Genomic DNA, 23,308 nt, shown 5'->3' with positions numbered 1-23,308 from the left:
AGTAAATTCTGAAAAATGTATCCGTTTTAATTTTTGTTTACATCATCTAGTAAAGATTGTAGCATTTGCTGCGTTTTTAATCCTTCTAATCCATCTACAACAGGCTTTGTATCGCCTTGTACACACTCAATAAAATGATGAACAGCATCTTCAAAACCACGTTGTTTTAACGTCGTATCCCATGATGGGGAACCACTTTGTGAAACTGAGTTTTCCTGTTCAATTTCAAATGTATTCATATTTCTTACGCGAATGATTTTCCCTGGCATTACAAGTTCAATTTGTTCTAAATTTGTACCGGCATGGCGATGCATTGCAGTAGAAAGTAACAGTCCACTTGGAGTTGTATATGTATGATGTCCGTAAAGAAGTTCATTCTTTTCATTGATTTGCATCATATTGTGAACGACGTTAAGGTCATCATTAGCTAACCAGCGAGCAGTATCTACAATGTGTAAATAATCATCTAACATAGTAAAGTCGTACGTATATGGCCCGACTTTATTTGTGCGATGCTTTTCAATTCGAATCCATGAAATATCATTAGCCTGTTCTTTGGCAGCAACATACATAGGAACGAATCTGCGATTAAATCCGACCATTAATTTTCGGTTATACTTCTCGCTTAACTCGACTAGTTGCTCAGCTTGTTCCACTGTAGCTGCTAGCGGTTTATCAACATAAACGTCGATCCCTTTTTTTAGAAGTTCAGAAACGATTTCATAATGCGATGCAGTTGAACTATGAACGAAGATTGCATCGCATTCCGAAGCTAACATTTCAATAGAATGAAAGTCTTGAATTCGGTATTGCTGGCAAACTTGTTTTCTTTTCTCTGCGTTAGGTGTAAACGCCCCTACAAAATTCCAATCAGTTTCTTTTGTAAGTGTTGGAAGATAGGCCTTTTGCGCAATACTTCCAAGTCCAATCATCCCAATTTTAGGTTTGTTCATTTTATTCCCACCCTATTAATATTAATGTAACGGCTTAAATGTAGCATAGGGTGGGGGAGGAAGGCAAAAATTAGCTTTTTACTTACGGCCTTCTAACAAAATCTTCTCTATCTCTTCAAAGTGATGAGCGCGAGCATGCTCTAACGGGGTAACACCATCATTGTCTGGAATATTTACATCTGCACCGTGCTCAATAAGAAGGCGAATGACTTGTTGCTGTGTTTCGTTTCCGTTACTTAGTACGATGGCTTCCATTAAAGCTGTCCATCCCAGGTTATTTACATGATTTACATCAATATTTGTTCGAGTGAGGAGTTCTTTTATAACGTCAATATAGCCATGTTCTGAGGCTGGGATAAGAGCTGTTCCGCCGTAACGATTTGTAATCGTAGGATCTGCACCAGCATCAATTGTTAGCTTTAAAATGTCTAAGTAACCTTCCGCACCGGCGTATAGAAAGGGATTGTTTTTCATGTCATCTTGGATATTTACGTCAGCACCAGCTTCGATAAGCGCTTTTGCGGTTTTTACATCATTTTTGTATGTAGCAATCATAAGCGGAGTGCGTCCTTGACTATCCGTCGCATTTATATTTGCGCCTTTTTTTAGTAAAGATATAACAGTATTCGTTTCATTTTTTTCAGTAGCTGCTAGTAGTGCAGTCTCCATGTTTGTCATCTCCTTTTTTACTTCTTGTTCTTGCGAGCATCCTTGTAAAAAAATTACGCAACATATCATACTGAATGTTTTTTTGAACATGGAATTTCAACCTCCTAATTTCAACTGTAAAATAGGAACATTAAATTTTTATAAACTGGCGCTAAAATTACTATAAAATCGCTTGAGTAATTGAACATATATTTTTATGCTTATAAATAATAAGGTTTGATAAAGTGAGGATTTAAGATATGTCTATTAAAACAAGGTTTTTATTTTCTTATATTGCTGTTATCCTCGTTTCTATTACGCTTATATTAGTCGCGGGATTTTTAATCGTTTTTTCGATAACAGGTGACTTGGAAGCAGTGAAAAATTTCTATAAAAGTTCTTACATTCAAAAGCCGCTTACACCAGAAGAAGAGAATGCCTATCTTGAGTTGAAGTCAGCAGCTAAACAGCATCAATCTCAATTGTTAGATGAGTCGTTTGTCTCAGCAATAGAAAAAGAGGGTGTGAAAATAGTAGTAAGAAAAGGAGAAACACTTTCATATGCTTCAAACGTATTTGAAAGTGTATCTTTAAAAGAAGCCCTTCCGAAATTTGAATCAGCAAATATTAATAGTCGTGGTACAACGGAACTAGGCGATACATTTTATCGATATGTAAAGTTTGATTTTTATTTTCCTCAGGAAGAAGAGGGAAGTATATTTGTATTAAAAAAGCAAAGTTCATTTGTAGATCTTACACAAAAATTATTTCCAATCTTATTTGTATCTCTCTTACTACTAGCCATTTTACTCATTGGATTATTAAGTTACCTCGTTTCAAGAAGTGTAATAAAACCAATTTTTGTATTGAAAGGCGCAACGGAGAAAATTAAAGAAGGAAATTTAGATTTTCAAATACCAGTTACATCACACGATGAAATAGGGCAATTAAATCAAGGATTTGAGGAAATGAGGAAGAGATTAAAAGAATCGATAGAGATGCAAACACAGTATGAAGAAAATAGAAAAGAGCTTATTTCAAACATCTCTCATGACTTAAAAACACCGATTACATCAATTATCGGATATGTAGAAGGAATAAAGGACGGGGTAGCAAATACGCCAGAAAAAATGGATAAGTATTTAACAACTATCCATACGAAAGCAAGACATATGGATACACTTATTGATGAATTATTTTTATTTTCAAAGCTCGATTTGAATCGAGTTCCCTTTCAGTTTGAAACGGTTGAATTGAATACGTTTATGCAAGAGTTAATCGAAGAGATGCAAATGGATTTAAGTAAAGAAGGTATAGAAGTTAACTTACAATTACATGCATCACCACTATATGTAACGGCTGATTGCGAAAAAATCAATAGAGTTATATCAAATTTAATTCATAATAGTGTGAAATACATGGATAAAGAAGAGAAGAAAATTACTGTAATAGTATCGAGTGATAATAATAAAGTTATTGTGAAAGTGATGGACAATGGATCAGGTATAGAATCTGATACGCTACCTTATATCTTTGAACGTTTTTATCGTGCAGAACAATCGCGGAATTCTAGCACAGGTGGAAGTGGACTTGGTTTAGCAATAGCGAAGCAAATTGTTGAAGAACATGGCGGGGAAATTTGGGCGGAAAGCGAGCTTGGTAAAGGCACAAGCATTTTCTTCTCATTGGAAAAAGTAGAGGAATGTGGTGAGTAAATTGAAAAGAATTTTATTAATAGAAGATGAAGTAAGTATTGCAGAATTACAGCGAGATTATTTAGAAATTAATGATTTCCAAGTTGATGTAGAGCATTCAGGAGAAATAGGTTTACAAACAGCCTTGCAAGAAGACTATGATTTAATTATTTTAGATATTATGCTTCCGAAAATGAACGGATTCGAAATTTGTAAACAAATACGTGCTGTAAAAGATATTCCGATTCTACTTGTTTCAGCAAAAAAAGAAGATATAGATAAAATTCGCGGACTCGGATTAGGAGCGGATGATTATATAACGAAGCCGTTTAGCCCGAGTGAATTAGTCGCAAGAGTAAAAGCACATATTTCTCGTTATGAAAGATTATTAGGAAATGTAAGTAAGCAACGCGATACGTTATATATTCACGGAATTTCTATCGATCAACGAGCGAGGAAAGTTTTTATAAACAATGAAGAAGTGGCATTTACAACGAAGGAATTTGATTTATTAACATTCTTTGTCACACATCCAAACCAAGTATTAAATAAAGAACAGTTATTTGAACGCATTTGGGGATTAGATTCCGCTGGTGATTTAGCCACTGTTGTCGTCCACATTAGAAAGCTACGTGAAAAAATTGAAAGAGATCCTGCTCACCCGCAATATATTGAAACAGTATGGGGAGCTGGTTATCGTTTTAACGTGTAATATACCTGCCGAGTAATTGGCAGGTTTTTTGTATGTTATTCGAATGGAAAGGAAGAAATAGGTAATTTGTGTTAAAATGTAAAGAGAAACAAAACAGAGGAGAGCATAGGGAGCGAGCTATATGTTGGGGGATATATTAAAAGATAATAAATCAAATAAGACTTTAAAGATTGGAACTAATATCGTACTTATCTTATTGATTATTGGTGCAATACAAATGTTTTATGATGAAGATTCTACGAATGATCATTTCGGTTGGTTCTTTTTTGCAATCTTTTGGGTAATTAAAAGCATTTCTAGCTCTAAGGTAAGTTTAAAAGATAGAGATAAAAAGTCGGTATTACTTGATGTGGGTTTAGTGGTTATTTCTTTTGTTTTTTTAGTTGTTTTTAGTGTGAAATATTTCTTTTGAAAAAAGCTCATAGTCGTATAGAGGCTATGAGCTTTTTATCAGTGTTTAGGTTTTCTTAATAATAATGGTACTAACGATTTATAAAATGTTTGAGTAGTAGAAGTAAACTGAGCAGCTTCTTCTAAAAAAGGATAATGGTTGCTATTTTCGAATGGAATGAAGATAGAATTACGTATTCCATCATGTATCTCGATAGAATACTGAATCGGGCACTGTACATCATGGCTTCCACATGTAATGAGGGTCTTTGTTTGGATGGAAGGTAAATTCTCTCTTAAATCAAATGAAGGATATTCATTGGCGAAAGCATTCATCCGGCTAACGGACATTGTTTTATTAATTGGTTTACAAAAATAAGAGTTGTAGTTTTCTGGTTTATACAATGATAATTTTGTTCTCTTAGTAGATAGTTCTTTCCGTTCTTCATCTGTAAGGTGAGGGTTTTTTAAGTTTTCGATGAGTTTTTGCATATAATGAAACTGTGGATGTGCTGGGTGATAAATGCAAAAGGGTGTTTCGGTGTAGTTACTTGCTGCGGTTCCGACCACGACTAATGATTGTAAGGAATGTGGATATGTAATTGCATATAAAAGTCCAAGCATACCACCTGTTGAATGGCCAGCGAAATGCCATGTTGGAAGTTGTAAAGCTTCTCGTATAGCTTCTAAATCGTGAATCGTTTCAATCATACTTAATTCTTTTTCTGAATTGGCTTTTAACGAGTTACCAGCGTCTCGTAAATTAATGAGAAATACACGATGCGTAGCAGTAAAAACATCCGCAAAGTAGTCACCAGTTTCATTGAATTGTGAATAGTGATGTGTAATACAAAGCGGTTCGCCACTGCCTTTAGTAAAAAGCTCAAATGTGCCACGTTTCGTGTGGATCATTTGTTGTATCCACATAATATCACGACCTTTCCTCATAAAATCCATTAGTACATAAAAATATATCAGCGATTATTAGAATATATCGGCGCATTTCGAAATATATCAGCGATTATTAAAATATATCGACTTACCGACAGAAACCGACAATAAATAAAAGGAGGCTATTCAAAAACGAGCCTCCTTTTCGTTTAGTACAAAGATTTTGTCATATTATTCCGAATAATTTCAAGGGATTTCGCTACAGTTAATGCGTTTTTTTCTTCAATTTCTGGTTTACGGGGGATAGGTTTATACATGTTGTCTGGATCTTCCCATGTGAGGGGAAGTTCTGTTTCTGCTTGTCCTTTCCAAGCTTCAATCCATTCTGGAGGGAGATAACCTGAGATGTTTTGGATGTTGTTCATTTCGAGCCAAATGAGTGCCCAAGCTCTTGGAACGACGCGCCAGTGATCATAGCCACCGCCACCGACAGCGATCCAGCGACCGTCGCAATATTCATTTGCAATTTCACGAGCGAGCTTCGGTATTTCACGGTAAATATTCATTGTCGCACAAAGATGTGTAAGTGGGTCATAATAATGTGCGTCAGCACCATTTTGCGTTAAAATAATATCCGGTTTAAAGTACGCTGCAACTTCTTTTACAACAGTTCGATATGATTTTAAGAACGATTCATCTTCTGTAAAAGCATCGAGTGGAACGTTAAAAGAATAACTATAGCCATTACCTTGTCCGCGTTCATTTACAGCGCCAGTTCCAGGAAATAAATAGCGACCAGTTTCATGTAATGAAATTGTGCATACGTTAGGGTCATCATAAAACGACCACTGTACGCCATCACCGTGATGAGCATCTGTATCAATATATAAGACGCGTAAACCGTATTTCTTTTGAATATATTTCATTGCGATAGAACTGTCGTTATAAATACAAAAGCCAGATGCTTTGCCGCGAAAGCCGTGATGTAAGCCGCCGCCCAAATTAAGTGCGTGTTTTACTTTTCCGGAAAGAACAGCATCGACAGCTGTTAACGTACCACCAACGAGCAATGCGCTTGCTTCGTGCATATTTGGGAACATCGGTGTATCTTCTGTTCCGAGTCCATATGTCATCGCAATTGATTTTTCTAACTTTCCTTCTCCAGCACGTTTTACCGCATTTATGTACTCCTCTGTATGAACGTAGGCGATCTCTTCATCTGTAGCCATCCGTGGTGAGATGATTTGAGAGGGAGAGATGAAACCGCCCTTTTGTAATAAATCATACGTAAGTGTGACGCGCAGTTGGTTAAAAGGATGATCAGGGCTAAATGAATAGCCCCGAAAGTCATCCGAATAAATAAACGCGCTACTCATGCTTGCATCCCCATGATGTTTGGCCATAATACGCGGTAGCCTTCTGCTTCAAGTGCATCAATCACTTTTAGAGGATTCATCGTTTGAATGCGGAAAACGAGTACTTTATCATTCTCGTCTTTTGCTGGGTAGACGAGAACACTCACGATATTTATTTGTAAATCACTAAAAATAGCAACGACTTTTCCAAGAATACCAGGTTCGTTTTTTACTTGAATTTCAATTTGCGAACTTGGTTGATGTGCTCCTGTTAATTTTACTAACGTGTGTAATACTGTAGATTCAGAAATGATTCCAACTAACTTCCCGGCCTTTGTAACAGGAAGACAGCCAATTTTATTTTCAAAAAATAAAGTAGCAATTTCCTCAACGAAATCGAGAGGATGGCAAGTCATAACAGGATGTTTCATAATAAGTTCGAGAGGTTGCTGTAGCATATCGAGTGAAACTTGTTCATCTAGAATAGACGGACTTGCATCTCTTACATCCCGATCAGAAATAATGCCTACGACGTGATTATTTTGATCGACAATTGGAATGTGCCGAATGCCTTTCGTGCGTATCGTTCGGATTGCTGTTTCGATTGTATCGTTTGGATGTAATGTAACTACATTTTGATTCATAATTTCTTCTACAATCATTCCAGTTGCCCCCTTTATTAATACATAAAACGATTGTGAAAACGTAGACGATCAAAAGCTTGAATAGAATCCGTATCAACGCGTTTACCGATGCGGACCATTAAACAGTTGGCAGGATGTGAACAAATTTCAGGATCGTCTGTAGCCATCCATTGTAACCCGCCGGCATTCATCATCTTCTCCATTACTTTTCGGTATTCCCACACATTCAAACCTGTTTGTTTCAAATCCCAGTGCCAATAATATTCAGTCGTCAATATAATGTAATCTTCCATATAATCGTCCATCATAGAAACCTCTAGTAAGTTCTTTCCGACAGAACTCCCGCGGAAGGCTGGGACTACTTCAATTGCCCCAAGCTCAATTAAGTTTTCCATTTTTCCTTCTGACCATCGTTCAAGTGGATCAGGATACAAGTATGTAACATATCCAACAATTGTTTGGTCATGTCTAGCAATAATGAGACGAGCTTCTGGTAATTTAGAAATTTCGACAATTGCTTTATATTGTTGCTCGGCAGGACGAAACGCAATTAAGTCTGGATGAAACTCATACATTTCTAAGTTATGTGTAGAGACAGGACCTTCAATAATTAAAGTGCCTTTCGCTGTTTTTAAGTTTCTAGCATTATATATTTTTTTATGAATCAATGTATTGCTCACCACCTTGAGGGTTTGTGAATCTATTAATATCGTACTTTATAATATATGCGATGTGAATCGAAATTTGTCATTAAAAATTTGTCTAAAAATCAACAAATATACTGAAAATTTTAAATAATGTCATTATAATAGATAATAGAATACATAGGAGGGGGATGTAAAGTATGAAAGTAGAAACGCTTCCTGTCATTAAAGGAGAAAATAATTTGCCGAATTATGATGAGGCATACGCGAATTTTAACTGGGAAGAGGTTAATAAAAACTTTACTTGGAATGAAACAGGCCGAGTAAATATGGCGTATGAGGCAATTGATAAGCATGCGAAATCCGATCGAAAGAATAAAGTAGCTCTTTATTATCAAGATGGATCGCGAAAAGAGAAATATACATTTAAGGAAATGAAGGATTTTTCTAATAAAGCAGGAAACGTCCTTAAGAATTATGGCGATGTAGAAAAAGGCGATCGCGTTTTTATTTTTATGCCACGTTCTCCAGAGTTATATTTCGCACTTTTAGGTGCAGTGAAATTAGGAGCAATTGTTGGACCGCTATTTGAAGCATTTATGGAAGGCGCAGTTCGCGATCGCTTAGAAGATAGCGAAGCAAAGGTGTTAATTACAACGCCTGAATTATTAGAGCGCGTACCATTAAATGATTTACCGGCTTTAAAAACAGTTTTCCTTGTTGGAGATAATGTAGAAGAAGGCGGTAAAACGGTAGCGTTCAATCCGTTATTTGAACAAGCTTCAAAAGAATTACATATTGAATGGTTAGGCCGTGAAGACGGTTTGATTCTACATTACACGTCTGGTTCTACTGGTAAGCCAAAAGGTGTGCTTCATGCGCAAAACGCAATGGTTCAGCACTATCAAACGGCGAAGTGGGTATTAGATTTAAAAGAAGACGATGTATATTGGTGTACTGCTGACCCGGGCTGGGTAACTGGAACAGCTTACGGTATTTTCGCACCGTGGTTAGTTGGAGCGTCAAATGTTATTTTAGGTGGACGCTTTAGTCCAGAAGCTTGGTATGAAGCACTGCAAGCTTACGGTGTGACGGTTTGGTACAGCGCACCAACAGCATTCCGTATGTTAATGGGAGCTGGACAAGACGCAATTAAAAAATATGACTTATCACAAGTTCGTCACGTATTAAGCGTTGGTGAGCCGTTAAATCCAGAAGTAATTTGCTGGGGTATGAATGCATTTGGACTTCGTATTCATGATACGTGGTGGATGACAGAAACAGGTGGACAAGTAATTTGTAACTACCCTTGTATGGAAATCCGTCCAGGTTCAATGGGTAAACCAATTCCAGGTGTGAAAGCAGCGATTGTTGATAATGAAGGAAATGAAGTGCCTCCTTACACAATGGGTAACTTAGCAATTGCGAAAGGTTGGCCATCTATGATGCGCGGGATCTGGAATAACCAGCAAAAATATGAATCTTATTTCATGCCGGGAGATTGGTACGTATCAGGTGACTCTGCCTATATGGATGAAGATGGATACTTCTGGTTCCAAGGACGTATCGACGATGTAATTATGACGTCAGGTGAGCGCGTTGGTCCGTTTGAAGTAGAAAGTAAATTAATCGAGCATGCTGCTGTTGCAGAAGCTGGTGTAATTGGTATTCCTGATCCGGTGCGCGGCGAAATTATTAAAGCATTTATCGCACTTCGAGCAGGATACGAACCATCTGATGAATTAAAAGAAGAAATTCGTCAATTTGTAAAGAAAGGCCTAGCAGCTCATGCAGCGCCACGACAAATTGAATTTAGAGATAAATTACCGAAAACGAGAAGTGGTAAAATTATGCGCCGCGTATTAAAAGCGTGGGAGCTGAATTTACCAACAGGTGACTTATCAACGATGGAAGATTAAGAGGGAAAGGTCTGAACGAAAAATGTTCAGGCCTTTCTTTTTTATGATATCATGAACTTGTATATATAAGTTGAAGGGGATAGTATGATGAAAACAGAAAAGGAAAAGATGATACTAGGAGAAATGTACATACCGGCTGATCCAGTTTTAGTACAAGAAAGAGAGCAAGCACGTATATTAACGAGAAAATTAAATGATACGCCAGAAGAGCAATTAAAAGAGCGTAGCGAAATCGTAAAAGAATTATTCGGAACGACAGGAGATAATATTCATCTTGAATCTTCTTTTAGGTGTGATTACGGCTATAACATTCATGTCGGTGAAAATTTTTACGCGAACTTTGACTGTACGATTTTAGACGTATGCCCGGTAACAATCGGAGTGAACTGTATGTTAGCTCCAGGTGTTCACATTTATACAGCAACACATCCGCTTGATCCAGTAGAGCGCATAAGCGGATCAGAATACGGAAAACCAGTTACAATTGGCGATAACGTATGGATTGGCGGAAGAGCAATTATTAATCCAGGTGTAACAATTGGAGACAATGCGGTAATCGCATCTGGTGCTGTCGTAACGAAAGATGTGCCTAATAATGTAGTAGTTGGCGGGAATCCTGCAAAGATTATAAAAAAACTAAAATAATATTTGAACGAAGTGCCTTCCTCGTCTGTATACATTTATGAAAGAATAGATGAGGGAGGCTTTTATATGTCTAATAAATTACTTCTTACTTTTGCTGTAATTGGAATTATAGTTGTATTTTCTTGTGGTCTTTTCTTACCGATACCAATTGGATATAGAGTATCAATGCTTACAGCTGGAGTTATAATGGGTGTTATGTTTTCAATCATTATTCCATTTGATAGAAAACATATAGTACGGAAAAATGGATATAAAATTGATTTTACAAAAACAAAAGTGTATTTTCGCTGGAATGTATTTGACACTATTTCTATCTGCCTTGCGTTGTATGCATGCATATGTGTGCAAGCGTTAAATACTTTAGTTACAATGGGATTTACGATTCAAAACCCATATGTGCAATTTTTTACAAATCAATCACAATTGTGGATTTTTATTGCGATTGCATATTTAATTTCCCGTATTTCATTAACGTTAAAAGGAATAAAGGAGATCAAAAATCATGGCGCAGATTGGGATTGAGGAGGAGCTCATGCTTGCGTATCAAAGTGGAGATAAACAAGCGGGAGAAAGACTATATGTTTTAATCAAACCAGCGCTATACACATTTTTATATCGATTTAACCGAGATGAACAATTAAGTATCGATCTTGTGCAAGATACGTTTTTGACGCTAGAGCGTAAGAAACATATGTATGAACTTGAAAAAGGTAAAATAAAAACGTATTTATTTCAAATTGGTTATCGTCTTATGATTAATAAATTAAATAGGAGAAAAAAGTGGCGTACGCTTTTGCCATTTTTAGTGCCGATTCCGGAAAAAGAATTTTCTCACGAAGATCGGCTCACAGTAAGAGAAGCAATTTTGAAAGTTCCAGAAGAGCAAAGAGCGGTCCTAATCCTTTCTTATTATCATGACATGCAGCAAAAAGAAATTGCAGAGATATTAAACATTCCGATTGGAACGGTGAAATCGAGACTTCATAACGGGATAAAGAAATTGAAACAATTGCTGGAGGTGGACGAAATTGAGCGAAAATCCCTTTAAGAGTGAATATAAGTTAAAGCAACATTTAGATAGTGATCATGTAGAAATACCAGACTTTCCAAAAACGGTAAGTCGATTCGATCGATTAATCGGGTTTCTTGGTTCCCCAGCGAAAGATCCTGTGGAGGCGACCATTGGGAATGATTTATCGATTGTGTTTCATGTATCGTTATTAGTTGGGGTTCCAATTCTTTCTCTTATTACGATACTCTTTATGGTGTTGTAAAGGATTGACAAGAAGGGAAACCTGACCTCTATTTGACATGCCTATATAAATGATGGTATAAAGAAAAGTATATGAATAATTGAGCGTGGAAAGGGAGAAGTAGTGATCATTTCCCTGTTTTAGAGAGCTGATGGCCGGTGAAAATCAGCACATAGATGATCGCGAATTACGCCCCTAGAGCATCTTTTTTCGATTGAATTTTATTCAAAAGGGAAAAGACGGTGCTAAGCCGTTATGTAAATAAGGTGGTAGGCTTTTTTGCCTGCAACTAGGGTGGTAACGCGATAATCAAAATCGTCCCTTATTTGAAGGGGCGATTTTTTTATGTTTTCAACCTTCACGCCAGTAATGAACTTAAAGGAGAGTATGTAGGATATGGGTATTTTACAAGATCTTGAATTTCGCGGTCTAATTAATCAGCAAACAGATGCTGAGGGCCTTGAGCAATTATTAGAAAAAGAAAGCGTTAAATTATACTGTGGTTTCGACCCGACAGCGGATAGCTTACACATTGGTCATATGTTACCAGTATTAATGTTACGTCGTTTCCAATTAGCTGGTCACCAACCAATCGCACTTGTTGGTGGTGGTACTGGTATGATCGGTGACCCGAGTGGTAAAAAAGCAGAACGTACATTAAATACGAAAGATACAGTTGCTTACTACACAGAAAGCATTAAAAACCAACTTTCAAACTTCTTAGAGTTTGAAAACGTGGACAACCCAGCAACGATGGCTAACAACTACGACTGGCTTGGTAGCTTAGATGTAATTTCATTCTTACGCGATATCGGTAAAAACTTCGGTTTAAACTATATGTTAGCAAAAGATACAGTAGCATCTCGTTTAGAAACTGGTATTTCATTCACTGAGTTTAGTTACATGATTTTACAATCATACGACTTCTTAAACTTATATCAGCAACATAATTGCCGTCTACAAATCGGTGGTAGTGACCAATGGGGTAACATTACAGCTGGTCTTGAATTAATCCGTAAATCAGAAGAAGATGCGAAAGCATTCGGTTTAACAATTCCACTAGTTACTAAATCTGACGGTACGAAGTTTGGTAAAACCGAAGGCGGCGCAATTTGGTTAGACCCAGAGAAAACAACTCCTTACGAGTTCTACCAATTCTGGATTAACACAGATGACCGCGACGTTGTTAAATACTTAAAATACTTCACATTCTTATCTCATGAAGAAATTCTTGAGCTTGAAAAGCAAGTAGCTGAAGCGCCAGAAAAACGTGCAGCACAAAAAGCATTAGGTTCTGAAATGACAAAACTTGTTCACGGCGAAGAAGCATTAGAGCAAGCGATTAAAATTTCAGCTGCATTATTCAGCGGTTCTGTAGCAGAACTGACTGCAAGCGAAATCGAGCAAGGATTCAAAGACGTACCATCTGTAGAACGTACTGCAGAAGATACAGTATTAATCGACTTACTTGTAGAAAGCAAAATCTCTCCATCAAAACGTCAAGCACGTGAAGATGTAACGAACGGCGCAATCTACGTGAACGGTGAGCGTACACAAGCATTAGACTACGTTGTAACAGAAAACGACCGCATCGAAGGTAAATTCACAATCATTCGCCGCGGTAAGAAGAAATATTTCTTAATTCGTTACTAATAAATAAAAAGCTTTGAGGAATTTCCTCAAAGCTTTTTTGTTTTAATCTCCTTTTCGAGTTCATACGGAAATCACATGTAAGCGGTATGATAAACGTATAACAATTAGAAAGGAGTGGTAAAACGAAATGTCACTAGAAGCGTTGATTATTTTTTCTTTGCTAAACGCGGGTCAACTTGCAGAGAATTCGAAAGTTGATATACATAAAGAGCAGAAAGATGCTTATGTATATGTTCAAAAAGAGGAAAATAAATAACTTTATTTTATATATACGAAAAAAGAGGGTATCCCAGAAGGTCTTTAAAATGACCCTTTGGAGATATCTTTTTTGTTATTCATGTATTACTTTTAATGAAATTTGTCCTCTGGGGAGGATAGGTAGCGTAGGGGCATTTCTATCGTTAGACAACATTTTTAAAAATAAAGGGGGTGAAATGTCTACGAAAATCTATAAATTATTACATAATAAAAGCCACAAATCATATGAGTGTGACTTAAATGTTTTTATTCAGCCTCGAAGCGTAAAGTGATGAAAACTCAAATGAAACCATAAGATATCTAGCAGGATTTATTTTCCTAGATTTGAAATTGTTATATCAATTTTGTTTCTTTTTGCAGTGTTTAAAGCGTTGCTTAGTAAATCTAAAAAAGTTGTACCTGTTGGAGTAGCGTGATAATTGGCTAAACTAGTTGTTTTATTAGGAATTTTATTTCCCCAAGGTGGCTGTTTTTCCATGTGCTCAATATCCCAGATAACTTCTGTAGGAGGTAATTCACTTAAAATTTTTCTTATCTCTTCTACATTTTGAAGTGCTTCTTCTGTGTCCTCCCAACGTAACTTGTCGAAATATAAATTCTTCATTAATAGTGGGTACTTAGTGCCCCAACCTTCAGACTCTGTATGATAAGACATGGTTGAAAAAAAGCTATGTAAAAAATCAGGGTGTCCTGTTTCATAGAAAAATATATCTACTTTAAATCCTACTGCCATTAATATCAATCCTCGCGCTTAAATATTACGTTTTTGATGAATAATTACATAAATCAATAAAAAGAAGAACGTTTATTCTCACTACAAGGCGTTCTTCTTTTTTTGTTTTATTCGTCGTCTTCAAAATCGCGTAAGCTATCTAGCAATTCTGTAAAAGATGAACAAACAGGGTAAATTGCTTCTTCCATCTCTTCTTCCTCATGATCCCAAAATACAACGGTTGGGGCTTCGGGGTTATTTCGGTAATCAAAGCATAGAAGGTTACCAAACGGGTCTCTAGCAAAAGGGTATACTTTATCAACTAATCTATCTTTTATACCTTCATAGTTTTGGACAATCGAATATTTATCTTCTATATGAAGAGTTAAGAGGTCACTGAATACATTTTCATCTTGTCCTGGTACATCAAATACTTTTGGGTTAGGGTATCCCCCGTCATATTTCTTCACGCACGCAACAAAATCGTTGGGTAATTTAATATTAAAATATTGTTCTGCCTTTTGGATTTCTTCGTCTGTAACTGGTGTTTTACTCATAAAGGACCATGTAATATTGTTCATTTTTGCCACTCCTTATTTATCGCTATCTTTTCCCCAAATTCTATAGCCACCTGTATGGCCAGTATCGTGATGTATCTGATAATCTACAAGTTGCATTCTACCAGTATCTTGATGGTGATGCCATGTGTAATGCTTTGGTGTTTCACCTTGTTTAAACATTTGAATTTCTTCTTTCGTAAATCTTGAAGCTAAATCAGGGTCTTTTATTATTTGTTCGTATAATGCTTTACTACATTTTCTAAAATGTGTTGTTCTAGATTTTTTTAAGTCTGCCTCTTTTAGGATTACCTCACCCTTAGATTTAAAAATAGGGAACCCATCTGCATCATACGGAATACCCTGTAACAGGGTGTTTGTCTCCTGCCAACTCACCTTTTCTTAATCTTGTTGTCTTAGGGCCATTTGGACCTTCATAAGTATATGGAGCTGCTTTCTGCAAATACTGTTGGATACTTCCAACTCCTGCATATGAGAAAGAATTTCCAGGTTTTAATTCATAGTTGTTTAATATATGCAATGCATTTCTGTATGCAGGGGAATTAGTTATAAGGGATTTCCCTTTAATAAGACTTGTCATAGCAGATGCTTTACCTACTTGTCCAATTTTATCTAGACCTTTGCTACCAATAAACCCTGTGAGTAGCGAGGTGACTACATAAGCTGCATAATGTTCCCTACTTTCCATATCCCCATTCCATAATTCGTTCATGAATGAATCGGACAGGGCATTCCATGCCGCAGGTAGGGTTTCTTTATAATTTACGATTGCATCTTTCATGTTTAACCAGGTCTCTTTATCTCCCAAAGCGACAAATCCGTCCCATGCGTCTACAACGCCATCTACTACACCAGTGGAAATACCAGTCCAGGCATCGCTCAAATCCTTTTTATTTCTATCCCAAAAGGATTGTTCTGATTGTGGTGGGATTTTGCCACACATTGCACCTTCTTCGATTGAATTATCAGCCTGACGATTCCTATCTTCTGCAATCGCTTGAATTGAAGTCGCCCACTCCATATTTAATCCTTGTGTACTAAATGTACCACTTGCTGGACTAAAACCTTTCCCACTTTGAACTTCAGCAAGCCCCGTCGCAATGCTAGCGGCTAATTGAATTGCTGTATTATAGTTATTACTAGATGTTTGGTTGAACTGATACAAATGATCTAACTTTTCTTAAAGTTTGCGCCTCATGGCAATGAAAAGATTTACCATAGCGTCCATGCCCGAAATTGGCATAGTTTGATGGAGGGCTTCTGTACTTGCTATCATTCGGTCAATTTCTCGAATTTGTTCTAATATCTCCTGTTCGATAACATCTGTTGAAGCTACCTGTGATTGAAAGTCTCTTGGAAAAGCATCATTTTGACGGATTAATTCTTCGCATAAGTAAATGATTCCTTGTGCTAACGGACGAAAGGTTTGTAAGAAATATGCTTTTGCACTGCTATATGTTTGTCCTTGTAGAACAGTATCCAATGCAAAAGCGTCAATAGAATGAATAATTTGTTCCATACCTTGAATAGTAGTGGTACAGAAAGAGTTCATACTTTCTGTTTGAGCTTGTACTTCACCGAGATACATATTTAAAGACATGAACTTTCCCTCCCCCTTACAAAAAAAATAATACCAATTTAAGGAAGGGGTTGTAAATGGAATATTCTAATAATTCGGCAGTTAAAGAGATAATTGTTCATTAAGTTTTTTTAATCTTATTCAGATGCTCGGGTGATGAAGAGGTTTTTAAGTTGAATGTAAATAGAAAAAGGGAAGGTATAGATTATGTACAAATAAATACGTTGTAAAAATCATGTTAACAAAAGGAGAGTACAGCAAAGAAAAATGAGTTATGGGATAGAATGTAGTGTTTTTAAGTGTTAGAAGAAGGGAGAGGTTTTTATTAATGTGGATAAAAAACAAATGAAATTCTAGAGAGAGGGTTAAGTTTTATTAACTATAGACTTGCAGTTCTTTTTTATTTTATTACATTAGTCTGTTTCTATACATATAATCGGCTATATTCAATAAAAAAAGCCCAGGCCCCTTGATAAACAAGGTTCCTAAGGCTTTTAATAATACTCTTTGCAGAGTACCGAGATTAACGAGAGTAGAACTCTACGATTAATGCTTCGTTGATTTCAGCTGGTAACTCAGAACGCTCAGCGTGACGAGTGTAAGTAGCTTCTAATTTGTCAGCATCGAAAGTTAAGTATTCTGGTACGAAGTTGTTAACTTCGATCGCTTCTTTAACAACAACAAGGCTGTTAGATTTTTCGCGAACGCTGATAGTTTGACCAGGTTTTACACGGTAAGATGGGATATCTACGCGAGCGCCATCAACCATGATGTGACCGTGGTTTACTAATTGGCGAGCTGCACGACGAGTGCGAGCTAAGCCCATACGGTAAACTAAGTTGTCAAGACGAGCTTCAAGAAGGATCATGAAGTTTTCGCCGTGCTTACCAGGCATTTTACCTGCTTGGTCAAATGTGCGACGGAATTGACGCTCAGTCATGCCGTACATGTGACGAAGTTTTTGTTTCTCTTGTAATTGTAAACCGTATTCTGAAAGTTTCTTACGTTGGTTAGGACCGTGAGGACCTGGTGCGTAAGGGCGTTTTTCTAATTCTTTTCCTGTGCCGCTTAGAGAGATTCCAAGACGACGAGACAGTTTCCAAGCTGGACCTGTATAACGAGCCATAGTTGACTCCTCCTTTAAAAATGTTTTTATTTACGTAAAATAAAAACAGACGTAATCGATATTTACGGGCATTTTGTTTTCATGTACCTTCGCTCCAGCAGCAGGGAGTTACGAGATACACCTCCGTAGAGGAACAAAATACAAACGATAAACTCACATTACAAGGCTGCCTTTTTATTTTACACAAACGCTATTATATCTTTTACCCAGAGTTTCGTCAAGCGAGTACGTTTTTGTTTTATGCATAAAAATTTTGGAAATTAATATAAGAAGGAATTTAAAACAATATAGAAGAAGAGATAGAAACGCAAATAAAACGCTTACATAAAATGAAGGAAAACGTTCATCAAATTTTTATGGATGAATATGCGGCAATAAAAACATAAGGGGGATGTTTTTATGAAAAAGAAGCATATGGAGACAGCGTTAATTCATCACGGTTATACACCTGAGGAACATAAAGGAAGTTTAACACCACCTTTATTTCAAACTTCTACATTTACATTTGAGACTGCGCAGCAAGGAGAGGCGAGTTTTGCGGGAGTGGATCCATCTTATATTTACTCACGGCTTGGAAATCCAACTGTGAAATTATTTGAAGAACGTATGGCGGTGTTAGAAGGAGGAGAAGAGGCACTTGCCTTCGGATCTGGTATGGCAGCTATTTCAGCGACTTTAATCGGTTTTTTAAAGGCTGGAGATCATATTATTTGTTCAAATGGATTATACGGATGCACGTACGGTTTTTTAGAAGTGTTAGAAGAAAAATTTATGATTACGCATTCGTTTTGTGATATGGAGACAGAGGTTGATATTGAAAATAAAATTCGCCCAAATACAAAGCTTATTTTCGTTGAAACACCAATTAATCCGACAATGAAATTAATTGATTTAAAACAAGTGATTCGGGTTGCGAAGCGAAAAGGTTTACTTGTTATTGTTGATAATACATTTTGTTCACCTTATTTACAAAGACCGCTTGAGCTTGGCTGTGATGCTGTTGTGCATAGTGCGACAAAATATATTGGTGGTCATGGCGACGTTGTGGCGGGTGTAACGATTTGTAAAACGAAAGCATTAGCTGAAAAGATTCGCCCGATGCGAAAGGATATCGGCGGTATTATGGCACCGTTTGATGCATGGTTATTATTACGCGGGTTAAAGACGTTAGCAGTAAGAATGGATCGTCATTGTGATAATGCAGAAAAAATTGTATCGTTCTTAAGAAAACATGATGCGGTAGAAGATGTTTGGTATCCAGAAGGAGAGTTAGCATCTCGTCAAATGAAACGCGGGGGCGGTGTTATTTCTTTTTCAGTAAAAGGCGGAAAAGAAGAGACGCAAGCGTTTATTAATGATCTTCACTTTATTACAATTGCGGTGAGTTTAGGAGATACAGAAACGTTAATTCAGCATCCAGCAACGATGACGCACGCTGCGATTCCAGCTGAACTAAGAAAAGAAATGGGCATTTTCGATAATTTAATACGCTTATCAGTCGGTTTAGAATCGTGGGAGGATATCGTTTCTGATTTAGAGCAGGCATTAAAGAAAATATCTACTGTTAATCAATAAAAAAAGAGTGAGCTATCGGTTTTGTACAGGACGTACTAAATCGATAACTCGCTCTTTTCTTTTTACATATGTTTTAGGAGTGTTTCCACAAACTTTTCTAAATAGCGCTGATCTACTTCATCGAAACGATTCTTTTCGGGACTATCAATGTCAAGTACACCAATGACAGCTCCTTCTTTCACAATTGGTACAACGATTTCTGAATTAGAAGCACTATCGCAAGCGATGTGACCTGGGAATTGGTGAACGTCTGCTACAAGCTGTGTTGTTTTCGTTTCAGCTGCTACGCCGCAAACGCCTCGTCCAAATGGAATGCGTACGCAAGCAGGCATTCCTTGGAACGGTCCAAGGACAAGCTGATTTCCTTCTGTTACGTAAAAGCCAACCCAATTAACGCGATCTAAAAATTGGTTTAATAATGCGGAAGCATTTGATAAGTTTGCGACTACGTTTGATTCGCCAGTTAATAACGCATCCAGTTGTTTAATTACTGTCTCATATTGCTGCACACGAGATCCTGCATAACTTTCTTTAGTAAACATGGAAACAGCTCCTTTTTTATCGAGATGTGTAAAATATTAGCAAAATACGATGTATTTCACATGACTTTGTCGATAGAAAATTAAAGGAATTTGTCTTAAAAGTCAAGAAATTTAAACTATAGCTGTTCAGTGAGGGGAAGTGAGCGCATGAAGCAGACGAAACAAAAAGTAATTGATGCGGCAATATCGTTGTTTAATACGAAAGGTTATGATGGAACGTCGGTGCGAGACATTGCAAAGCGAGCGGATGTGAATGTAGCGAATATTTCATATTATTTTGCTGGGAAGCAAGGTTTATTAGAACAGCTTATTACTGATTTTTTAGAAGGATATATTCATGTGATTGAAATGTCGTTTGAACAGAGAGAGTATTTGTCGGCTAAAGATGTAGTGGTGCAAATGGTGCGCGGGATTTTACGATATCAATTTGAAAATAGAGAACTAACACGTTTCTTCTACCGAGAGCTTTCGCTTGATACGACATTAATTCGTGAAGTGATGACCGTTTATTTTTCTAAAGAAAGATATTATATAGAACAAATGATTAGACAAGGACAAATGAAACAAGAATTTCAGAAAGTATCATTTACAATGTTTGTGACGCAATTAAAAGGTATGATAAGTATGCCGTTTTTATATCCACAATATATATCAGAAGTACTCCATTCTTTCCCGTCTGAGACATTTTTCATAGAAATGTATACGAAAGAGATTGAGCAATGGATGGAACAAGCATTATGTAAAGCGAATATGTACCATGAATGGCCAAGAGCTGTTCATATGTGAAGAATCCCCACCTAACGAACTGAGGTGGGGATTTTTATGTTTACTTTTCTTTGCCATAAATTGTTACATAATAGCGCGATAATTGTTAATGCAGCTCCAGCGATTTCAATTTTATCGACTGTATAACCTCGAAAGATAGAACCAATGAGTGCAAGGATAGGAACTAAATTCATAAATAATATGCCGTTAATAGATGAAATATAGCGATTTCCCATATTCCAGCAAAATACAGCGATAACGCCTGCGATAATCGACATATAAAAGAGCTCAAAACGAACGCTCACAACTGTACGCAGTGACGGCATAGTAACTATATTTGTGTACGTTAAGAAAGTAACAATAACGATGAGTGAAATGGAGCCAAATAAACAAGTTAATGTCGTGTACCTAAGTGGTGACCAAGATTGAAAACGAGCAGCCCCGTTTGTATAAATGACCCAGCAAGTAACGCCGCATAGCATCAATATATTTGTTGATAAGTGGCTTGCAGCTCCAAATAGTAATTCAATATTTCCTTTTGAAATGACAAGCATAACACCAAGTAATGCAACGAACATACAAAGGAATGTATAGTTTTGTGGGCGGCGATTTTGGGTTATCCATTGCAGTGATAAGGCAATCAGTGGCATAAGGGATTGAATCATAGCTGCATGGATTGCTCCGGAAGGTCCGGCAAGTTGCTGTCCGTAGAAAACGAGAAAACCATACCCCGCGAAACCGACTGTCCCGTAAAAGAATAGAGAAAGTGTTCTTTTTTCTAAGCGGAGTGAAGTCTTTCCTTCAGTAATTAATAGCAAAATAAGAAAAATAATAGCTGCTGATCCATAGCGAAGCGTTGTGAAGAAGAATGGATCGATAAATTGCAGAGCACTTGCCATTACAGGAAACATAAATCCCCAGGCAGTGACGGCGAGTAAGCATAGAAAGGATCCGAGTAGCATTTGTTTTTTGTTCAAGAGTATCTTTCCCCTCGTAGAATATAGTTTAGATCAGTATTTCTGCTTTCTAATTACCCTGATTTTAAAAAAAATAGATAACAAGATTCCTTACGGAATTTGTTTCGATATTATTGAATTTCCCAGATACAATGGATGTATGGAAAGGATCCATCGGGAATTTGCTCATTTCCCCTGTAGCTCTGTCTACGATAAAAAGTCTGTTACCCGAGCCATTGCTATCACTACCAACACACTAGCTGTTTCGATAACTGATTGGGCTTTTGGATAGTAGTTCAAAAGGTAGCCCCCAAAAGTTGTCATTGTATTCTCGTAGGCGAGGTTGTGGTTACGCAATGAGCTTCTGGGAAATCCCATAGTATCGAAGCATATTCCAAATAACCAATGAAAGGAGGTCCTTCCAAATGAACTTATTTGTCGGATTAGATGTCAGCTCTGAGAAACTAGATGTGTGCTTTTTATCAGACGATAACCAATTGACAATTCTTCTTGAAGCGAGTCTCGGAAATGACGTGAAAGGCGCTCATCAAATTAAACAAAAAATTTTAGAATTTCAAAATGTGTACTCGTTTTCTCAAATCGTCATAGGCATGGAGTCAACTTCTATGTACAGCTTTCATCCTGCTACATTTTTTAATGAGGATCGAGAATTAAAGCGTATAAATACCGTCGTTACCATCGAAAATCCTTTTCGCATCAAGCAATTCAGTCGAATATTTGATGAAGATAAAACAGATAAAAATGATGCGATGCGAATCGCTGACTTTTTAAGAATCCAAAGATTCACTACGTCTCCCATTAAAGAAGAGAAATATATGGCTCTTCAACGTTTAACTCGCACACGTTACCAATTAATTGGACAACTTGTAGAAACGAAACAACATTTTCTCGAAAATTTAACTTACAAATGCAACACGCTCACGCGTGAGTTAAAGAATAGCGAAACTCCTTCTTCTGTATTTGGAGCTACCTTAATCGCTTTAATGACAGAAGATTATGGGTTAGAAGAATTAGCTCAAATGCCTTTAACAGATTTCGCCTCTTTGCTTCAAGAAAAAGGTAACGGCCGGTTTAAAAATCCAGAAGGATTAGCGAAAACGATTCAACGAGCCATTACTATGTCTTATCGTTTAGGAGAAGTCGCTCAAGAATCCATCAATATTATCCTGAGTATTCTTGCTCGCGAAATTCGTGCACTCGAAGCCAGTATCAAAGACCTTGATAAGGCAATTGAACAGCTCGTAATGGTCCTACCAGAATACCAATGCTTGACGAGTATTCCTGGTGTTGGAAAAGTGTATGCTGCTGGATTACTAGCTGAGATCGGACAAATCCAACGATTTGAAGACCAAACGAAACTAGCTAAATATGCCGGATTAAGCTGGAAAATCAAGCAATCTGGAAATTATCAGTCTGAAAATACGCCCTTAACCAAACAAGGCAATCGTTATCTTCGCTATTACTTAGTTGAGGCTGCCAATTCAGTAAGAAGATATTTGCCTGAATATCAAGCATTTTATCAAAAGAAATACAAAGAAACACCCAAACATCAACACAAAAGAGCCATCGTCTTAACCGCAAGAAAATTTGTGCGTCTGGTGGATACGCTACTACGTAACCATCAACTCTACACGCCACCAAGGAGCGTGATAGAAAAATAACACTTTGTTATTGACGCAATCTTGGAAACGGCCCGAAAAAATTTCATTTTTGGTCGGGTCTATTTCCGTATGCTGAAAAAATCGCACCTAGAAAAAATCAGTCTTGTTTTACTCTTGACTTATTACCACTAGAC

Annotated in this window: 24 protein-coding genes, 1 pseudogene and 1 other annotated feature; of the genes and pseudogenes, 13 read left to right on the top strand and 12 right to left on the bottom strand. The window is 37.0% G+C overall.

Annotated features, from left to right (window positions below; translation table 11 throughout):
- Positions 1-26: 26 nt before the first annotated feature.
- Together V6946_RS24935 and V6946_RS24930 are read right to left on the bottom strand one after the other, a co-directional pair.
- A complete protein-coding gene (locus tag V6946_RS24935) occupies positions 27-953 on the bottom strand; it encodes a Gfo/Idh/MocA family protein (RefSeq protein WP_006926854.1) in 927 nt (308 codons plus the stop codon).
- A gap of 78 nt (positions 954-1,031) precedes the next feature.
- Positions 1,032-1,712: an ankyrin repeat domain-containing protein gene (locus V6946_RS24930; protein ID WP_000475114.1), complete on the bottom strand. Its 681-nt coding sequence runs from the start codon at positions 1,710-1,712 to the stop codon at positions 1,032-1,034.
- Positions 1,713-1,861: 149 nt separating this feature from the next.
- On the opposite strand from V6946_RS24930, the gene V6946_RS24925 reads away from it, so the two are divergent.
- The 3 genes from V6946_RS24925 to V6946_RS24915 all read left to right on the top strand — a co-directional run bounded on the left by V6946_RS24925 (position 1,862) and on the right by V6946_RS24915 (position 4,419).
- On the top strand, positions 1,862-3,316 hold the full coding sequence (locus V6946_RS24925) for a HAMP domain-containing sensor histidine kinase (protein WP_000023874.1): 1,455 nt from the start codon (positions 1,862-1,864) through the stop codon (positions 3,314-3,316).
- Position 3,317: 1 nt separating this feature from the next.
- On the top strand, positions 3,318-4,007 hold the full coding sequence (locus tag V6946_RS24920; protein WP_002024886.1) for a response regulator transcription factor: 690 nt from the start codon (positions 3,318-3,320) through the stop codon (positions 4,005-4,007).
- A gap of 121 nt (positions 4,008-4,128) precedes the next feature.
- Entirely contained in the window at positions 4,129-4,419 is a 291-nt protein-coding gene (locus V6946_RS24915) for a hypothetical protein (RefSeq protein WP_000900161.1), read from the top strand.
- 38 nt (positions 4,420-4,457) lie between these two features.
- Here V6946_RS24915 and V6946_RS24910 read toward each other — a convergent pair whose 3' ends face one another.
- The 4 genes from V6946_RS24910 to acuA all read right to left on the bottom strand — a co-directional run bounded on the left by V6946_RS24910 (position 4,458) and on the right by acuA (position 7,955).
- Positions 4,458-5,345: an alpha/beta fold hydrolase gene (locus V6946_RS24910; protein ID WP_140159298.1), complete on the bottom strand. Its 888-nt coding sequence runs from the start codon at positions 5,343-5,345 to the stop codon at positions 4,458-4,460.
- A gap of 152 nt (positions 5,346-5,497) precedes the next feature.
- Positions 5,498-6,664, bottom strand: coding sequence for an acetoin utilization protein AcuC (gene acuC, locus V6946_RS24905; RefSeq protein ID WP_000092826.1), 1,167 nt, complete (start codon positions 6,662-6,664; stop codon positions 5,498-5,500).
- Positions 6,661-7,305: an acetoin utilization AcuB family protein gene (locus V6946_RS24900; protein WP_000634583.1), complete on the bottom strand. Its 645-nt coding sequence runs from the start codon at positions 7,303-7,305 to the stop codon at positions 6,661-6,663. Before V6946_RS24900 ends, acuC begins: the two co-directional genes overlap by 4 nt.
- Before the next feature lie 17 nt (positions 7,306-7,322).
- Complete coding sequence (gene acuA / locus V6946_RS24895) at positions 7,323-7,955, bottom strand: acetoin utilization protein acetyltransferase AcuA (protein ID WP_000581388.1); 633 nt, start codon at positions 7,953-7,955, stop codon at positions 7,323-7,325.
- A gap of 176 nt (positions 7,956-8,131) precedes the next feature.
- On the opposite strand from acuA, the gene acsA reads away from it, so the two are divergent.
- The 7 genes from acsA to V6946_RS24860 all read left to right on the top strand — a co-directional run bounded on the left by acsA (position 8,132) and on the right by V6946_RS24860 (position 13,657).
- Entirely contained in the window at positions 8,132-9,850 is a 1,719-nt protein-coding gene (gene acsA, locus V6946_RS24890; protein WP_366981502.1) for an acetate--CoA ligase, read from the top strand.
- A gap of 84 nt (positions 9,851-9,934) precedes the next feature.
- Entirely contained in the window at positions 9,935-10,495 is a 561-nt protein-coding gene (locus tag V6946_RS24885) for a maltose acetyltransferase domain-containing protein (protein ID WP_002026426.1), read from the top strand.
- 66 nt (positions 10,496-10,561) lie between these two features.
- A complete protein-coding gene (locus tag V6946_RS24880) occupies positions 10,562-11,017 on the top strand; it encodes a hypothetical protein (RefSeq protein WP_000066457.1) in 456 nt (151 codons plus the stop codon).
- Positions 10,998-11,543: an RNA polymerase sigma factor gene (locus V6946_RS24875; RefSeq protein ID WP_000057201.1), complete on the top strand. Its 546-nt coding sequence runs from the start codon at positions 10,998-11,000 to the stop codon at positions 11,541-11,543. The genes V6946_RS24880 and V6946_RS24875 overlap by 20 nt, the downstream gene beginning before the upstream one ends.
- Positions 11,524-11,769 carry a hypothetical protein gene (locus tag V6946_RS24870; RefSeq protein WP_001293778.1) on the top strand — a complete coding sequence of 82 codons (246 nt, stop codon included), beginning with the start codon at positions 11,524-11,526 and terminating at the stop codon, positions 11,767-11,769. Before V6946_RS24875 ends, V6946_RS24870 begins: the two co-directional genes overlap by 20 nt.
- A gap of 77 nt (positions 11,770-11,846) precedes the next feature.
- Positions 11,847-12,074 (top strand) — a binding site (T-box leader).
- A 70-nt stretch (positions 12,075-12,144) separates the two neighbouring features.
- Positions 12,145-13,401, top strand: a complete 1,257-nt coding sequence (tyrS, locus tag V6946_RS24865) for a tyrosine--tRNA ligase (RefSeq protein WP_000512092.1) — start codon at positions 12,145-12,147, stop codon at positions 13,399-13,401.
- 127 nt (positions 13,402-13,528) lie between these two features.
- Positions 13,529-13,657, top strand: coding sequence for a hypothetical protein (locus V6946_RS24860; RefSeq protein WP_000050940.1), 129 nt, complete (start codon positions 13,529-13,531; stop codon positions 13,655-13,657).
- Positions 13,658-13,969: 312 nt separating this feature from the next.
- On the opposite strand, the gene V6946_RS24855 is transcribed toward V6946_RS24860, so the two are convergent.
- From V6946_RS24855 to rpsD, 4 genes and pseudogenes are all read right to left on the bottom strand, one after another.
- Entirely contained in the window at positions 13,970-14,392 is a 423-nt protein-coding gene (locus tag V6946_RS24855) for an immunity 70 family protein (protein WP_000268163.1), read from the bottom strand.
- A gap of 107 nt (positions 14,393-14,499) precedes the next feature.
- Entirely contained in the window at positions 14,500-14,952 is a 453-nt protein-coding gene (locus V6946_RS24850; protein ID WP_001060036.1) for an SMI1/KNR4 family protein, read from the bottom strand.
- Between the two features lie 12 nt (positions 14,953-14,964).
- A pseudogene (locus tag V6946_RS24845) lies at positions 14,965-16,549 on the bottom strand (HNH endonuclease).
- 502 nt (positions 16,550-17,051) lie between these two features.
- Positions 17,052-17,654, bottom strand: a complete 603-nt coding sequence (gene rpsD / locus V6946_RS24840; protein WP_000135317.1) for a 30S ribosomal protein S4 — start codon at positions 17,652-17,654, stop codon at positions 17,052-17,054.
- A 399-nt stretch (positions 17,655-18,053) separates the two neighbouring features.
- On the opposite strand from rpsD, the gene megL reads away from it, so the two are divergent.
- The gene (gene megL, locus V6946_RS24835; RefSeq protein ID WP_000726570.1) at positions 18,054-19,229 is read left to right on the top strand and encodes a methionine gamma-lyase; all 1,176 of its coding nucleotides are present in this window, start codon (positions 18,054-18,056) and stop codon (positions 19,227-19,229) included.
- Positions 19,230-19,291: 62 nt separating this feature from the next.
- On the opposite strand, the gene V6946_RS24830 is transcribed toward megL, so the two are convergent.
- On the bottom strand, positions 19,292-19,771 hold the full coding sequence (locus V6946_RS24830) for a GAF domain-containing protein (RefSeq protein WP_000494340.1): 480 nt from the start codon (positions 19,769-19,771) through the stop codon (positions 19,292-19,294).
- A 147-nt stretch (positions 19,772-19,918) separates the two neighbouring features.
- Between V6946_RS24830 and refZ the strand changes: the two genes are divergently transcribed.
- Positions 19,919-20,557, top strand: coding sequence for a forespore capture DNA-binding protein RefZ (gene refZ / locus V6946_RS24825; RefSeq protein ID WP_366981503.1), 639 nt, complete (start codon positions 19,919-19,921; stop codon positions 20,555-20,557).
- 11 nt (positions 20,558-20,568) lie between these two features.
- Here refZ and V6946_RS24820 read toward each other — a convergent pair whose 3' ends face one another.
- Positions 20,569-21,513 carry a DMT family transporter gene (locus tag V6946_RS24820; RefSeq protein WP_016123448.1) on the bottom strand — a complete coding sequence of 315 codons (945 nt, stop codon included), beginning with the start codon at positions 21,511-21,513 and terminating at the stop codon, positions 20,569-20,571.
- Between the two features lie 404 nt (positions 21,514-21,917).
- Between V6946_RS24820 and V6946_RS24815 the strand changes: the two genes are divergently transcribed.
- Positions 21,918-23,174 (top strand): IS110 family transposase, encoded by a 1,257-nt coding sequence (locus V6946_RS24815; protein WP_256426878.1) that lies wholly within the window; start codon positions 21,918-21,920, stop codon positions 23,172-23,174.
- The last annotated feature ends 134 nt before the right edge of the window (positions 23,175-23,308 follow it).

Source organism: Bacillus sp. PPSBB_2 (assembly GCF_045291115.1).
Classification (GTDB): domain Bacteria; phylum Bacillota; class Bacilli; order Bacillales; family Bacillaceae_G; genus Bacillus_A; species Bacillus_A cereus.
Note: the sequence above shows the minus strand (reverse complement) of the source record. Positions and strands in the feature narration are given on the sequence as shown.